This window comes from Faecalibacterium sp. Marseille-Q4137 (assembly GCF_017377535.1).
GTDB classification, from domain to species: Bacteria; Bacillota; Clostridia; order Oscillospirales; family Ruminococcaceae; genus Faecalibacterium; species Faecalibacterium duncaniae.
Map to the genome: position 1 here is coordinate 15994 of NZ_JAFREK010000035.1, position 13757 is coordinate 29750.

General features: G+C 45.3%; 12 protein-coding genes. 7 read left to right on the forward strand and 5 right to left on the reverse strand.

The annotated features are described in order from the left end of the window. Positions 1–6 precede the first annotated feature (6 nt). From J3353_RS12540 to J3353_RS12560, 5 genes are read right to left on the reverse strand one after another with little or no spacing between them, the layout of a single operon-like run. On the reverse strand, positions 7–1098 hold the full coding sequence (locus J3353_RS12540) for an EpsG family protein (protein WP_117476391.1): 1092 nt from the start codon (positions 1096–1098) through the stop codon (positions 7–9). A 12-nt stretch (positions 1099–1110) separates the two neighbouring features. Continuing rightward, complete coding sequence (locus J3353_RS12545; RefSeq protein ID WP_207684972.1) at positions 1111–2010, reverse strand: glycosyltransferase family 2 protein; 900 nt, start codon at positions 2008–2010, stop codon at positions 1111–1113. Continuing rightward, positions 2003–3052, reverse strand: coding sequence for a glycosyltransferase (locus J3353_RS12550; protein ID WP_207684973.1), 1050 nt, complete (start codon positions 3050–3052; stop codon positions 2003–2005). Before J3353_RS12550 ends, J3353_RS12545 begins: the two co-directional genes overlap by 8 nt. Before the next feature lie 5 nt (positions 3053–3057). Beyond that, positions 3058–4185 carry a glycosyltransferase gene (locus J3353_RS12555; protein ID WP_207684974.1) on the reverse strand — a complete coding sequence of 376 codons (1128 nt, stop codon included), beginning with the start codon at positions 4183–4185 and terminating at the stop codon, positions 3058–3060. Next, the gene (locus J3353_RS12560; protein ID WP_207684975.1) at positions 4182–5540 is read right to left on the reverse strand and encodes a sugar transferase; all 1359 of its coding nucleotides are present in this window, start codon (positions 5538–5540) and stop codon (positions 4182–4184) included. The genes J3353_RS12555 and J3353_RS12560 overlap by 4 nt, the downstream gene beginning before the upstream one ends. 386 nt (positions 5541–5926) lie before the next feature. On the opposite strand from J3353_RS12560, the gene J3353_RS12565 reads away from it, so the two are divergent. The 7 genes from J3353_RS12565 to J3353_RS12595 form a co-directional block, all read left to right on the forward strand. Continuing rightward, positions 5927–7075, forward strand: a complete 1149-nt coding sequence (locus J3353_RS12565; protein ID WP_207684976.1) for a site-specific integrase — start codon at positions 5927–5929, stop codon at positions 7073–7075. Positions 7076–7267: 192 nt separating this feature from the next. Then, positions 7268–8626, forward strand: coding sequence for a sugar transferase (locus tag J3353_RS12570; protein ID WP_207684977.1), 1359 nt, complete (start codon positions 7268–7270; stop codon positions 8624–8626). Further along, positions 8626–9405: a glycosyltransferase family 2 protein gene (locus J3353_RS12575; RefSeq protein WP_207684978.1), complete on the forward strand. Its 780-nt coding sequence runs from the start codon at positions 8626–8628 to the stop codon at positions 9403–9405. The genes J3353_RS12570 and J3353_RS12575 overlap by 1 nt, the downstream gene beginning before the upstream one ends. A 7-nt stretch (positions 9406–9412) precedes the next feature. Continuing rightward, positions 9413–10279 carry a beta-1,6-N-acetylglucosaminyltransferase gene (locus J3353_RS12580; protein ID WP_207684979.1) on the forward strand — a complete coding sequence of 289 codons (867 nt, stop codon included), beginning with the start codon at positions 9413–9415 and terminating at the stop codon, positions 10277–10279. Positions 10280–10288: 9 nt separating this feature from the next. After that, on the forward strand, positions 10289–11389 hold the full coding sequence (locus J3353_RS12585) for a glycosyltransferase family 1 protein (RefSeq protein ID WP_117476384.1): 1101 nt from the start codon (positions 10289–10291) through the stop codon (positions 11387–11389). A 14-nt stretch (positions 11390–11403) separates the two neighbouring features. Beyond that, a complete protein-coding gene (locus J3353_RS12590; RefSeq protein ID WP_179860357.1) occupies positions 11404–12528 on the forward strand; it encodes an EpsG family protein in 1125 nt (374 codons plus the stop codon). 217 nt (positions 12529–12745) lie between these two features. After that, the coding region (locus tag J3353_RS12595) for a lipopolysaccharide biosynthesis protein (RefSeq protein ID WP_207684980.1) at positions 12746–13757 on the forward strand (1012 nt) is incomplete at its 3' end.

The following is a 13757-nucleotide window of genomic DNA, read 5'->3' on the forward strand; positions in this document are numbered from 1 at the left end:
CAGTAGTTAATTCCAGTTAAATTGGTATATTTTCAGGAATGTTGCATTTACATTTGCAAATCGCACAAAAACCATGAAGAAGAAAGCAAAACATAATATCGCAGCAAGCTTCCGACTTTTTGATTCAAAAAGTTCTGGGAACTTGGCAATGGAATAGTGATTTGCAATCACAAAATATTCCGTCATCCGTACTGCCAGTGCCTGCGGAATAGAACCAATTAAAAAGCAGAAAGCACTGATATAAAGATATTTTCTTCCCTCCGGAGAAGCGTTCTTCCGGTATTCCAGGTACAGCAGAACCAGAAAAAAACCTCTCAATGCAAAATTGACGATGTTGGAACGCTCACCGGAAGCGTTAAGATACATGCCGTACCGCGGATCAAGTGCAGCCATAAAAGCGAGCATAAATGAGATGATTTTTGTTCCGGCAAAGAATAAAATTGTTCCCAGAAGCAGTGCCCCGGAGACAACTTTTTTGATCGGGAACCGTTTTATGATTTTCAAGGCAAGAATAACAGCGATTGCAATATAGGCAGAAGTATGCAGTAAGGTGGCAAGATAGAGGAGCAGAATTTTTTTCAACCATGGGTGGCGTTTGAATGGATGTTCCAAAACATACCAGACCAGCAGGTCTGCAAGATTTTGCCGAAGCAGGACACAGAAAAACCACACCATCTGCTGCGACAGATAGGAAAACATGAACAGCGATTTTTCCTGCACAGTGAGTTCCATATCATGGAGAATCACAGCCAGAAGGAGGAAGCTCAGTGTCACATAAAAGACCTGAAATACGATGTAATCAACTGCAAAGGTTTTGATGAAGGAAGCAAGCAATGTGAAAAGCCAGCCGAAACCCCACTCAGCCTGAATGTCTCGTTGAAACACAAACGGATTGAACTCAAATTGTGATAATTTTGGAACCGCAGTATAAAACCACTGCTGATACACATAGGCATCACTTCCGCCAAGATTTACATTACGGAATGCCATCACAAACCACAATATGAAAATTGATGCCCCAAACAGAATTTTTGACTGTTTCGGCTTGCACCATGCGGAAAGAAACAATACCGCATCAATGACCAGAAAATAAACCACCGCACACCCTCATTATTTCAAATATTTTTTCTTCCAGTAAAAGTACAGCATCCAACCGGGGATTGCTGTTAAAGTCATCCCGACGGGTCTGCCGCTTGTTGATAGTGCTTTTGCAAACGAATAGCCGGCGCACCTTGCGTACACCCAATAGAGCAACATCTCTTTGACCCGGACTTTCAGGCAGACTTCATCGTTCAGGTAGCTGCGGCAGTCATCCATCATTCCAAGGGGGCTTTTCATTCGCAGTGCACGGCCGCTTTTTGTCAGTCCGCCTTCCAGATATTCGCAGATGTAAATGGTTTTATTGCGATACACCGTCTTGTAGTTCAGGGCCATCGCATTCCAAAGCCAGCTTTCCGCCATAAAGCGCTCGTTCGGATAAACTGGGAATGGATATTTCTTGAATAGGTCAGCCCGCACGATTTCACAATGATCGCCCCTGATGCCCTGATTTACCCGGTAATGAAGATGGTCAGCTACATAAAAATCTGCTGGGTTTGCAACACCTAAATGTGTGCCATCTTCCTTGCCTTTGAAATAGCTCATGCCGCAAAGATCGGGTCGATTCCGATAACAGGGCCATTCCCGCTCGACTGTTTCAACTGCATCCGGTGTCAGGTAGTCGTCGCTGTCCAGAATGAGGACAACATCACCCTTGATATAAGGATGAGCTGCATTCAGAGCGGTATGCTTTCCGCCGTTTTCCTTTTTGTGGTATTCCCACTCAAACGGAAGATTCTGCTGCTTTAACGCTTCCATATACGCTTCGGTATCATCTGTGCTGCCATCATCGATAACAAGCCACTGGAAATCCGTTCTGGTCTGTCTGCAAAGGCTGTCAACCAGTTTGGGCAATGTATTGGCACGGTTATAGGTCGGGGTCAGCACCGTTACCATCAGACAATCAGGCATTTCTGCTTCCCTCCAGAGTTGATTCATAAATGGACTTTATGGCTACGGTATAGCGCTGCATATCCGTATATTGCATGCTCTTTCCAACCGCATTTGCGGAACAGCGGCAATAAGCATTTTCATCCTGCAGCAGTTTCAGGATAGCGCTGCAGTACTCGTCGATCGTTTTGCAAACCGCTCCACAGGTTTCGTCCACAATATCTGCCAGCCCGCCGACACCGCTGCACACAACAGGCTTGCCAAGGCACATGCCTTCCACGGCAGCCAGACCAAAGCCTTCCCATGCAGAGGGCATGACCATGACTTTGCCGGCATTCAGATAGGGGTAAGGGTTGCTCTGGAAACCTGCCAGTTCAACATTGCTTTCCAGTCCGCTTTGTCGGATATAATCCTTTACCTGGGACATCAGCTCGCCGTCACCGATCATGCGTGCGGTGATCTGTGGCCGCTTCTCCTGGAGCCTCTGCACGATCTGGCAAAACAGGAGGGGGCACTTCGGATCGGTCATCCGCCCGAGATAAACCAGATCGACCTGTGCACAATTGCACGTTTCCTGCGCCTTTTGCCGGACATCGGCACAGTTTACCACATTGCCGACCACGGTATTTTTTTGTTTTAGAAGCCCCCGGAAGATATATTCCGCTTCAATGGAATTCGATACGCTGATTACATTTCGGATGCGGGGCAATGACAGTGCCAGCGCAACAGACTGCGGACAGACCTTCTTCAGCCAGAGCGGGTTGTTATGAAAATGTGCCACCACCGGAGTTTTTCCGGCCGCCCATGCGGCACAGGTCGCCATACTGAAATCATGTGCATGGATCAGGTCGGGCTTCAAGTCCCGGATTGCCCTCCGGACGGCACCGACAGAGGTGTTTTCCAGCGGATAAAACTTCAGACCTCTGGCTTCCACAACTTTACGGATCGGGCCATCCGGAGAGGCATAGATCATCTCTGCTTCCGGGAAGAGCGACATAATCGTAAGCACTACATTCTCGGCACCAGAATATTTTGTACTTTTCAATAAGTGAAGAACCCTCATTTTTTTCAGTCTCCCAGCAGTTCCGTATAGATCTTCTTCATCTGCTCACTGACGTTCCGTACATCGTACTGTTCCAGTGTCTTTTTGTTCCGGGCATACTCCTGCCCGACCTGAACGCCGTCCACAACATCGCACATCAGCTGACATAATGCGGCCTCATCCGATGACTCAAACAGATACCGGCTGTCTGGCAGCAGGTCAACATTGCCACGGATGCGGCTTGCAATACAGGGCAGGCCCGCCGCCATTGCTTCCATCAAAGCCACTGGCAGTCCTTCCTGTTTGGATGGAAATACAAAGGCATCCGCACATTTCAGCAGTTCATATATGTCATTCCGGAAGCCAAGCAAATGCGCTCTGTCCGATATCCCAAGTTCTTTAATCAAGGCAGTTAAGTGCTCCTTTTCTCTGCCACTACCACAAATTAAAAGTTGTGCCCCCGAAATGTTTGATTTTGCAAAAGCTCTGATCAAGAGCTCATGACCTTTCCGTGGAATCAATTCTCCCACAGTGAGGAACGCAAACGCATCTTCCGGGATGCCCAGTTCTGCCCGCTTTGTGGCTCGATCCACCTGCACGGAAGAGATCTTCTTCACATCCACGCCGATTCCGGGTACATAGTACGCCTTGCCACGCAGGGGAAATTTCTGTGCGGCGGCGTAATCCTCCTGATTGATGGTGATCTGGGCATCGGTATAGCGCGCTAAAAAGGTCTCGGTGGTCTGGTAGATCACCCGGTTTTTCAGAGGGCATCCCTTATAAAAATGGAAGCCATGGGCGGTATAGAGCACTGGTGCCGTGCGGGTTGCATTGGCGGCCAGACGCGCCAGTGCACCTGCCATCGGAGTATGACAGTGAACTCCGGCAAACATCTCGGTCTGCATCAGATGCTTTAGTTGTTTGTATGCTTTGATATTTGCTGAAATGTTGTAAGGAGAACGGACAAAATCCACCTGGTGCAGAATGACACCATGCTCACGGATTACCTGAACTGCATCCGCATACATATCTTCATGCTCAAAATTTGTTGCATAATGGACCTCATATCCCATGCCCTGCAGTAACTTCACATCGTTCAACTCAAACTGCACCAGAAACCGGCTATAATGGGCTACAATTAAAACTTTTTTCATTTGTTTGTATCCCCCATCGCCGTAGTCTGACCCTCTGCCACACCTTCCGTGCTTTCCGGCATAAACAAGATCTTCACGGTCGCCAGCATAATTTTTAGATCCTCAATCAAGCTGGGATGGGCGATGTACATCAGATCCATCTGCAGTTTATCGTAAGGAGTCGTATTGTACTTGCCGTACACCTGCGCGTAACCGGTCAAGCCAGCCTTGGCCTGAAGCCGCAGTGCAAACTCCGGCATCTCTTCACAGTACTGGGCAGCAATCTCAGGCCGTTCCGGGCGGGGGCCGACGATGGACAAGTCACCCTTTAGGATATTCAGAAGCTGGGGAAGTTCATCCAAACGGCAGGCACGAATAATATGGCCGACCTTCGTGATACGGTCGTCCTTATCGCCGGTGGAAAGGCGGGCCACGCCGTCTTTTTCTGCATCCACCCGCATGGAACGGAACTTGAGGATCTCGAACTGCTTGCCGTCTTCGGTCAGGCGCACCTGCTTGTAAAATGCAGGACCACCATCAGATTTGACTGCAATAGCCGTAATCAGAAACACCGGACTCAGGATAACCAGTGCCACCAGCGAGATCACAATATCCATGGCACGCTTGACAAACAAGAACTCCGGGCTTGCCATGTAGCGGCCCACACGCAGCATAGGCAGATGGAACATATGCATCGGCTGGGCACCGCTCATAATCACATCGCCCACACGAGGGATCACGAACACATTGATACCCTGTCCCACACAGTATTTCAGGATGATATTGCGCTCATGGCTGTGGACACCGCTGATGAACACGCTCTGCATTCCATCCAGCAGGCTCAGGTCGTTCAGGCATTCCTCAACGTTCAAGGTCATCTTGACATCGTATTTTTTTGAAAGACCGTACTCATTGATGAGCTTTTCCAATCCATGACGAACATCATAAACGACTGCAGTCGGCTGGGCCTGGAATGTATTAAAGTACCATCCATGCGCCAACTTCGCCCAGATTGAGGCCATCAGGATCTGTCCGGCAATCGCTGCGATGCCCGGCAGAAGATTGCAGAGCCGCCGGGCCATCAGGCAGATGACAATGTACAGAATGCCATCGGTTGCCATGGCTGCCAGTACCTGTCCGTAAATCAGCTCTGAGATGCGCTGCAAAGACATCCAGAACGCATCGTAGACTTTACCTAACAGAAAGAACAACACCGCAAACAGACCGATCATGGCCCAGTTGCCCTTCCAACCAAACTTTGCATAGACCTGATACGAATAATACAGCTCCCAACAAAGTGCAAACGGAATTGTGATCATTACCAAATCGATGATTTTTACGATCTTCAACATCACATCATGCTGAAATTTTGACATAATACCCCAATAACTCCTTCAATTGTTTTCTTTGGTTCTCACTCAGCCATCCTGGTGCTGCCATGAGTCGAGCTTTTTCCACTGCATTTCAACAGCATCCAACAAAGCCTCATGCTCCTCTTGCCGCAATCAAGGAGTATCTTCCATTTGAATCATGGAAGATACCTCTTATTTTTCGCCTTGTACCAATTCTCGCCTTATTTTATCATGAATTTACCAGCACTTCAATAGAAATACCTTGTATCATTCCAAATTGACGGAGAAAAAACAACATTCTAATGCGATTTCATCCGATTTTAGACAAGAAATGCAATTTATGGAAATTGCGGAAGCGTTTCTTTGCTCACAAGGAGTCAAACAAGGGTCAAGTAAAGGGAGGCATTCAGATGGCAAAACGAGGAGAAAATATCCATAAGCGAAAGGACGGCCGCTGGGAGGGGCGTTATATCAAAGGGCGCACCGCCGAAGGAAAACCCGTATGGGGGTACCTGTATGGATATGCGTACAGCGAAGTCCGGGAAGAACTGATCAAGCAGAAAGCTCTGTCCGGATTCTATCAGCTCTCCGGGAAGTCGATGCATTTTTCAGAACTGGCAGCGCTTTGGCTTACGGCTATCAGGCAGAGTGTCAAAGAATCCACATATGTTCATTATCAGTACACTCTGCACAAATATTTTCTTCCTGTTTTAGGCAGTCTGCCGGTCTCAAGTATGACGGATTCTTTGCTGGAACGTCTTTTTCTTCAAATTCTATCGCCCACAGACCGGAGCCACAAGCCACTTGGCGCATCCTCGGCACAGGAATGTCTTGGGATGCTGCGGCGAATCTGCAAGTATGCTGCACATCTGCACCTCATGCCGCCCATCGAGATATGCGTCAAACTGCCACACACACAGAAACCAGAACCACAACCCTTGACCCGGACAGAACAGGATTCTCTCCGGGAATTTCTTTTGTCAGAACCAACCACCCGTAAAATCGGGATGCTTCTGCAAATGGAACTTGGATTGCGAATCGGGGAGGTCTGCGGCCTGCAGTGGGGGGATTTTGATTTTGATGAAGGCACAGTAATAATCCGGCGCACTGTCTGTCGAATCTGTTGTGGGAATGGTCATACAAAAGTTGTGATCCAGACCCCCAAAACACAGCATTCTAACCGTGAACTTCCGCTTCCGAAGCCGTTGCTGAGAACTCTACGCAAGTTGCACAGAAAATACAGCGATACCACATGGTTTCTCTCCGGGAACGAGGAACGGCCTGTAGAACCACGCTGTTACCGCAAGAGCATCCAATGTTACCTGAATCAGGCCAGGATCCGAAAAATTCACCCACATGTTCTGCGTCATACGTTCGCTACGACCTGCCTGCAGGCTGGATGTGATATCAAAACCTTGAGCGAACTGTTAGGCCATTCCAATGCAACGATCACGCTACAGCGATATGTTCACTCTGACTTAGGCCGTAAGAGACAGGAGCTGGAGCGCATTACACGCAGGCTTTATAAAGGGTCGGACAGGAGTTACAGGTTGAAATAAATCACGATGTCGCAGAAAAAATCAGACTATGCCCTCAACGATTCAAATGGAGGATACTCCTTGATTGCGATAGGAGGAGTATGAGGCTTTGTTGGATGCTGTTGAAATGCAGTGGAAAAAGCTTGACCCACGGCAGCATCAGGAAGGCTGATGAGAACCAAAGAAAACAATTGAAGGAGTTATTGGGGTACTATGTCAAAATTTCAGCACGATGTAATGCTAAAGTTCGTGAAAGTGATTGATCTGATTATGATCACGATTCCGTTTGCACTTTGTTGGGAGCTGTATTATTCGTATCAGGTCTATGCAAAGTTTGGTTGGAAGGGCAACTGGGCTATGATCGGTCTGTTTGCGGTGTTGTTCTTCCTGCTGGGAAAAGTCTACGATGCGTTCTGGATGTCTTTGCAGCGTATTTCGGAGTTGATTTATGGGCAAGTGCTGGCGGCAATGGCGACAGACGGCATCCTGTATATCGTGATCTGCCTGATGTCTCGACGGCTCTGCAATATTCTGCCGGGCATCGCGGCGATTGCAGGACAGGTCGTGATGGCAACCCTGTGGGCAAGATGCGCCCATACCTGGTATTTCCGGACTTTTCCGCCTCAACCCACCGCAGTGGTCTACGATGTCCGGCATGGACTGGAAAAGCTCATCAATGAATACGGCCTCTCGAAAAAGTACGATGTCAAGATGACATTGAACGTTGAAGAGTGCCTGAATGATCTGAGCCTGCTGGATGGAATGCAGAGCGTGTTCATCAGCGGTGTTCACAGCCATGAGCGCAATATCATCCTGAAATACTGTGTGGGACAGGGCATCAATGTGTTTGTGATCCCTCGTGTGGGCGATGTGATCATGAGCGGTTCACAGCCGATGCACATGTTCCATCTGCCGGTTCTGCGGGTGGGGCGCTATATGGCAAGCCCGGAGTATCTGTTTGTGAAACGGGCAATGGATATTGTGATCTCCCTGATTGCACTGATCGTTCTTAGCCCGCTCCTCCTGATTACAGCCATTGCGGTGAAATCCGATGGTGGCCCCGCGTTCTATAAGCAGGTTCGTCTGACCAAAGATGGTAAGCAGTTTGAGATTCTGAAGTTCCGCTCGATGCGTGTGGATGCCGAAAAAGATGGTGTGGCGCGTCTTTCCACCGGTGATAAAGATGACCGTATTACCAAGGTGGGCCATATTATCCGTGCCTGCCGTTTGGATGAACTTCCTCAGTTGCTGAATATCCTCAAGGGTGACTTGTCCATCGTCGGCCCCCGCCCGGAGCGTCCGGAGATCGCAGCCCAGTACTGTGAGGAGATGCCAGAGTTTGCGCTCCGCCTGCAGGCCAAGGCCGGCCTGACCGGTTATGCGCAGGTGTACGGCAAATACAACACCACCCCCTACGATAAGCTGCAGATGGATCTGATGTATATTGCGCATCCCAGCATTGTGGAAGATCTGAAGATTATGCTGGCTACCATCAAGATCCTGTTTATGCCGGAGAGCACGGAAGGCGTGGCAGAGGGGCAGACTACGGCGATGGGACAGGAGACGAAGTGATGCAGGTGGATTTTGGGCTGATAAGTATTATTATGGCGGCCTACAATGCCGAAAAAACGATTGAACAGGCAATAAATTCTGTGTTGAACCAGACCTATCCCAACTTTGAGCTGCTTGTTGTTAATGACTGCTCGACAGATAAAACTGCAGCACTGGTTGAAGCGGTTGCGAAAAAAGACAATCGGGTTCGATTGATTTCAAATAAAAAGAACAGCGGCGTTTCTTACACCCGGAAACATGGATTGGAAGAAACCAGAGGTGAGTGGATTGCTATTTTGGACAGTGATGATGCATGGAAACCGGAAAAGCTTGAAAAGCAGATTGCTCTTCAAGAAAAAACGAATGCTGATCTGCTGTTCACAGGTTCCGCTTTTATGGATGCAGATGGCAAGCCAATCGACTGGTATCTAGCTGCTCCTGCAGAAGTTACCTACCGGCAGCTGTTGAAACAGAATGTGTTGTCCAATTCCTCTGCGCTTGTCCGTAAAGAGCTATATACAAAGTACTATGCGGTAGGCGATGGAATGCATGAAGACTTTGCAATTTGGCTCAGCATCCTGAAGGATGGACGAAAGGCCTATGGCGTAGATGAGCCGCTACTCATTTATAGAATTGCAAAGTCATCGAAGTCGGGCAACAAGTTCAAGGCTGCAAAGATGAATTGGAATACATATCGGTATATCGGATTGAACCCGATAGAGGCCGCTTATTATGAGTGCTGGTATATGGTGAATGGATTCCTTAAATATAGAAACATCAGGGATTCAAAAAAGAAATGAGGATATAATGAAAATTGCAATCTTGATTCAATGTCATAAAAATCCAAAACAAATCAATTTATTGCTTGAACGTTTAAATCATCCGGATATTGATTGCTATCTTCATATTGATAAAAAGGCTGACTTTACAGATAAAATTATTCATAGGGAAAATGTGTTTGTGCTTCCGGATGAACAGCGTGTTTCGGTGGAATGGGCACAGATTTCGCAGGTTACGGCAACGCTAAATCTTTTGAATACAGCTGTTGCTGGTATAAGGGGGGGCTATGATTACTATTGGTTGATTAGTGGACAAGATTGGCCGCTTCGTTCAGCAGATAAAATTGTAAAGTTTTTTGAAGAACACAATGGCACGAATTTTGTTCAGTATTGGAATAGTAAAAACCATGGAAGTCATCAACAAAACAATTTGGATAAACGGAATCAAATCTATTTTCCAATTAAACTTATTGGCAGAAAACCGTGGCAAAAGATCATCAAGAGGGGGTGGGTTGAATTCACCGGAGGATACAATCAGACGTGGAAAATTTTCGAGAGAAAACAGCTAGGGATAGAATTCTATTTTGGAAGTTCATGGTGGGCATTAAAGAGAGAAATAATTGATTGGATTATGCAGTACATTACTACTCATCCGGAGTATTACAAATTCTATGAGAATGCAACCTGTCCGGATGAATCATTCTTTCAAACATTGGTGATGATATCGCCTTATGCAGATGAAAATACGGATTATTTGACATATTTACATTTTCAAAAAGGTGCGAACAGTCCGGATATTTTAACAGAAGATAATTTGCAGAGAGCGAGAGAAAGCAAATATCTGATTATGAGAAAAGTTGACATGAATGTGGATGACTCGTTCTTACAGATATAAGAGAATTGTATGAAAAAAATAAAAGTGTTAATGCTTGTTCCTAATCTTTTTGTTGCAAACGGTGTGGCAAGCTTTGTGATGAATTACCTGCGTAATCTCAATCATGATGAGGTGCAGGTGGATATTGCATCTTACAAAGAGGGCGACTCTGTTTATTATGCTGAGGTAGAGGCTGCAGGTGGAAAAATGTTTTTTCTGCCGGGCATAAAAAACCTTCCTGAGCATGTTAAAGTCTGTAATAAAATTTTGTCAGAGGGTCAGTATGATATTGTCCATGATAATACCTTGCATATTTCTATTCCAATGATGTGGTGCGCAAAAAAGGCAGGTGTTCCGGTACGGATTTTGCACAGCCATAATTCAAAAATGGGAGAGACACCTGCTAAAGCGTTCCGAAATCGGTTTTTTCTTCCAGTGCTGCGTTCGCTGGCGACAAATTATGCGGCATGTTCACAGCTGGCAGGCCGTGCAATGTTCGAAGATCAAGGGTTTACGGTGATTCCGAATGTGATTCAAACAGAAAAATACCGCTTTGATCCAACGATGCGTAAATCTGTGCGGCAAAAGATGAATGCTACAGACAAGTTTGTAGTAGGAACGGTAGGACGATTGGCAGAGCAAAAAAATCCATTTTTTGCAATTGACGTTTTTAAATGCTTATTAAAAAATGTTCCGAGTGTAGAATACTGGTGGGTTGGAAATGGGCCACTTGAGGAACGGGTGAAAACTTATATAGAAGAGAAAAAGCTTACAAAATATATAAAGCTTCTGGGAAGCCGGAACGATACGGTGGAATTGTATCAGGGCATGGATGCATTTTTTCTACCCAGCTTTTTTGAAGGACTTCCAGTAACAGGCGTTGAAGCACAGGCGATGGGATTGTCGATGATAGTATCTGATACAGTTACGCGTGAGATGGTATATACAGATCTTGTTGATTATGTGAGTTTGAACGATACGCCGGAGGCTTGGGCAAGTCGGCTTGAAATAGCGTTACGAAAAAATGTAAAGAGGGAGCAATATGCCGATCGCCTAAAATTAAGCAACTTCTCTAATATAGGGTGCGGAAATCGGTTAGAACAAGTCTATTGTTGGTGGATAAATGGTTAATTATGGAGGAAAGTGTGCTTGCAACAGTAGAATTTCTCGGCTTAGTGGGCTATGAAGTTTTGATAGCTTATGCTATGAAAGCATTTTGGCCAATGAATCAGAAAAAGAAGATAATTTACCTCTTTTGGGCGTTGCTTCCGTTGGCGTTAATGACAATGTTTCATAGCGAAAGCATTGGTAATGATACGCAGGCATATACAGAGTTATTTGATGCTGTATGTAATATGACATTGAAGCAAGCTCTGTCGAATGGCCGCTTCGAGAAGGGATATATGCTATTTACATATGTCCTGACAAGGTTGTTTTCAAGTCGACAATGTGTTCTAATTGCAGAAGGAGCTATTGTATATCTGTCTCTCGCTCGGTGGCTAAATAAGTGGTGTAAAGCACCGGGATTATTTGTCTGTCTAATCGTTGAGATGCTGGAAATTGATGGCTGGATGAGCATACAGCGGCAGGCACTTGCGATGGCAATATTGTTCTTTGCATATGATGTGCTGATTGAAAAGAAATTGCTTCGCTTTGTTGTTCTTGTGATTCTGGCAGCGCAATTCCATGCTGTAGCATATGTTTTTTTGTTGACATGGCCGATGCTTTGGTGGTTTGAAGAGCATCGAGTGAACTCGTTGAAAAAGAAGTGGAAGTTTGAAAGACTGATGGCAGTTTGTGCTGTTGGAATTGTTCTGCTGATGTGGCCGATGATAAACTTTCTATTGAGGATATTTCCTAAATACCAATATTACGTGGCAGGTGCGTATATGGACGGACAGGCACGACTGGCAATTGTTCTGAAAATTATTGTCTACGCACTGATGTTGATGGTTCCACGATGGATCAAAAATCAAAAATGGGAAGCAGGGCAGAGCGTAGTTGAGTTGTCGCTATATCGCATGGCACTTGTAAATATTGTAATTTTGATTGCGGCGAATCAGGCAACAATTTTAACGCGATTTTCAGGGATATTTTCTGTTTATGCTGTGGCGGAATTTTCGGAACAAGCTTCAAAGCTGAAACGTGGAAAAAATAGAAAGATCGTAACAGTTGCAGCATTGATTCTGTTTGCGCTGTATGGAGTCATTATCACAATCTATCGGACTCCAGAATGGCAGACAACATATCCGTTTGAGTGGTGTTTCTGATAAAATGTGGAGGAAGTTACGTATTGTCGAGACTCCTCTTTAGATATAACTCAACAACGATTTTGGCGGTATCGGCACTTTTATTTTGATATTAAGATTCGTTGAGACTTAGAGCTTTTCCAATTGCAAAAGAATGTTGAAATTCAGGAAAAATGAAGTTTTCTGCATCTTAGCCTGAGATTGAGCAGAGAGAAAAGAATGCGGAGGAATATGTAATTTGAAAAAAAAGTATTTGAGCCTGATGAAAGATACTTTGATCTTTTCACTCGGAAGCTTTGGATCAAAGATAATTCTTTTCTTTATGGTTCCTCTGTATACGAACTATTTAACAACAGAGGAATATGGAACAGCAGATTTAGTATTTACTGTAGCACAATTTCTTACACCAATCATGTCGGTAGTAATCCATGATGCAATTATTCGATATGGCCTGTCAAAGGACTTTAAAAGAGAGGATGTCCTTCGGGTGGGCTACTATATTATTGGAGTAGACATCCTGGTTGCTATTGCACTAGGTCCAGTTGTAGGCCTATACAAGCCCTTGACACAATGGAAATGGTATTTGAGCGTATATGCTGTGATTAGTATTGTCGACTCGATTCAATTTAACTACTTGAAGGCTTGTGGAAAAAATAGACTTTATGCGGTGTTAAGTGTCTTAAAGACTGCTTGTATGGCATCTTTGAATGTACTTCTTTTAGCAATTAAACATATTGGAGTACGAGGATACCTGTTAGCGAATATTTTGGCACTGTGTCTCACTGATTTGCTTGTGTTTATATTTGGAAAGTACGCAAGTGAGCTCAAAAGATCTGAGCATGATTCTAAGCTCTTAAAGGAGATGCTTTGGTATTCTACACCACTTATTTTAAATAACATCTCGTGGTGGGTAATACAGTCTTCTGATAAGGTTATGATCGAGTATATATTGGGGCCAGCGATGCTTGGATTATATACTGTCGCTGCAAAAATACCCGCTCTAATTAATGTTGTTATATCGATTTTTTCGCAAGCATGGGGGATATCTTCTATCACGGAATATGAAGATTCAAATGATAGTACATTTTACAGTACAGTACAAAGAATGTATTTGTTCGTTGTATGTGCTGCGTGTATTATCTATATCTCAATTATAAAGGTTTTTATGTCCTTTTATGTTGGGGTGGATTTTCGAGATGCTTGGAGATATGTCCCATTGCTTCTCGTTAGCGCAGTATTTAGTTCTATTT